This is a genomic window from Jannaschia seosinensis (assembly GCF_001408515.1).
Taxonomy (GTDB): Bacteria; Pseudomonadota; Alphaproteobacteria; order Rhodobacterales; family Rhodobacteraceae; genus Jannaschia; species Jannaschia seosinensis.
The window spans coordinates 1-1,928 of record NZ_CYPR01000181.1 but is presented as its reverse complement, the minus strand read 5'-3'; the positions used below and the strand labels follow the sequence as shown (position 1 = coordinate 1,928).

General features: G+C 61.3%; 4 protein-coding genes. 1 reads left to right on the top strand and 3 read right to left on the bottom strand.

Annotated elements, in window-relative coordinates:
- From JSE7799_RS13600 to JSE7799_RS13590, 3 genes are all read right to left on the bottom strand, one after another.
- On the bottom strand, window positions 1–446 hold a 446-nt coding region (locus JSE7799_RS13600; RefSeq protein WP_503089889.1), incomplete at its 3' end, for a transposase family protein.
- Window positions 447–490: 44 nt separating this feature from the next.
- Window positions 491–1,060, bottom strand: coding sequence for a type II CRISPR-associated endonuclease Cas1 (gene cas1 / locus JSE7799_RS13595; RefSeq protein ID WP_055664099.1), 570 nt, complete (start codon window positions 1,058–1,060; stop codon window positions 491–493).
- A gap of 55 nt (window positions 1,061–1,115) precedes the next feature.
- On the bottom strand, window positions 1,116–1,415 hold the full coding sequence (locus tag JSE7799_RS13590; RefSeq protein WP_055664098.1) for a hypothetical protein: 300 nt from the start codon (window positions 1,413–1,415) through the stop codon (window positions 1,116–1,118).
- Between the two features lie 81 nt (window positions 1,416–1,496).
- On the opposite strand from JSE7799_RS13590, the gene JSE7799_RS13585 reads away from it, so the two are divergent.
- Window positions 1,497–1,928, top strand: a 432-nt coding sequence (locus JSE7799_RS13585) for a transposase (RefSeq protein WP_144431712.1), incomplete at its 3' end; no start/stop codon positions are given.

Sequence of the window (1,928 nt, the reverse complement as noted above, 5' to 3'; positions counted from 1 at the left end):
CCGATGAACTCACGATCCGCCAGCAGCACCCGAACGGTTGAGGCGTCGAAATACGCGAGATACCGCTTCATCAGCGCGATGCGCTGAGCGGTCGTGCTGTTGCCGGAATGCGGGAGCATGGTCCACATCAACGGGACACGGAACCTGGCCGTGATGACGGCCAACACGAGGACGTTAACGTCGGTCTTGCCGATCTTCCAGTTGGTGCGGTCAAGACACAGATGCCAAGGGCGAGGGTTGCCGAGCAGCGAGATCACGATGCCCACGCTCCAATCCTCGGGCAGGCACACGTGTTGGAAGAAGCGTTGCAGACGGCGATAGGTCGATGCAACCATGGCGCGACTTGGCCGCTCGCTCGCGATATGCGTCAGGTTCACCGTTCGGGCGCTGATCATGCCAAGCAGGATCATGCAGAGCGTCTCGAGCCGTGACTTGCCCAACGGCACATGCGGAGTTAGCGTTTTCTGGAGATCGGCGAGAGCACGGATATTCAGGGGACCGTTCCTTTGGCGAGGTCGAGTCCACCAGAAGAATCCGTCTTGCCGGTCTCGGCCACCCCAAAAACGGCTGTGTCGTGTAGTCTGGCCTTCTCGTGAATTATCCGGGTTAACCGAGCCAGAACCAGCTTGGCGTCAAAGTCGACTGCATCGCCCCGATCTTGCGCGATGCGGCGGGCCGCGCAGTCGGCAAGCAGACGAAACGGTTCCATCAAATCATCGGCGAGGGCGAAGGCGTTGCAGCGATTGGAATGGTGCAGCCCAATCGACGGATGCAGACCGGCCGCCACAACGGCTCGCGCCGTGGCAGCGCGCAGGACCGTATAGCCGTAGTTGAGCAACGCGTTGAGACCTCCTGCCCCGGCGTCGCGGCGGAATTCAGGCCCCATCATGTGCGGCCAGTAGTATCGCGCCGCCTGCGCCTCAATATTGGTTGTGTCGCCTGACGTAACACTTCGGATCATCATCCTGAGCGGTGCGGCGGCCTTCCCGAGGGACAAAAGTGCAGCAGCCTGCATTTCGATTTTGGCGACGACGACCTTCTTCCAAGCCTGCTTCATCATCGGGCTCGGCTTCCAACTGATCCACTGGCCTAAGCTCGACTTTGTACGTTTTCACTCACGTCCAGGTCCAGAAAACGGCCTCGTTCGCTATGAACTCGAGCGCGTCGTCGAGAGGCATGACGACGCCACCCATGTCATCGATATCCTCCCATTTGCGCCGGTGTGACCAGTATCCGAGCCGGACCTCGTCTCCGTTGCCGGTCGGCTTCAGGCGGGCAATCGGCGCCTCCGTCTCCAGCAGGTAGAGATGGCAAGAGCCCTTGTTCTTGTAGGAGCCGACACCACCACCATTGGCGTCGTCGAAAGCTTCGATGCGGGCGACCGTTTCATCGTACAGCATGCGCAGATCATACATGAGCACACCTCAAGATGCGTAATTCACTTTGCCGCGGGCCCCTGACTTGCATGGTGATCGGCGAGGGATTCGAAGCATGGGATGCAGCAACATTCCACCTCCCCGCCGCCGACAGGCGTTCCGGTTCCCCAGATCCTGCGCGATTGGCTGCAGGAGCTGCGAATGTGCTTTACAGCTCCCAGCTGGGAACACGTGCTTGTTCTGGTCATGGGTGCAGTGCTGGCACCGGGCAAGCGCACCGTCAGCGCCTGCCTGCGGATGACCGGGCGTGCCGAGGCGCAGAATTTCTCAAGCTGTCATCAGCTCCTCAACCGTGCCCGGTGGAACACCCACGCCATGGCGCGGCACCTGCTGAGCATGGTCGTCAACCGCCTCGTGCCGGAGGGCCCGGTAGTCATCGGGATGGACGACACCATTGAACGCCGGTGGGGGCGCAGGATCACAGCACGCGGCATCTATCGCGATCCCGGCCGCTCCAGCCACGGCCATTTCGTCAAGGCCAGCGGACTGCGC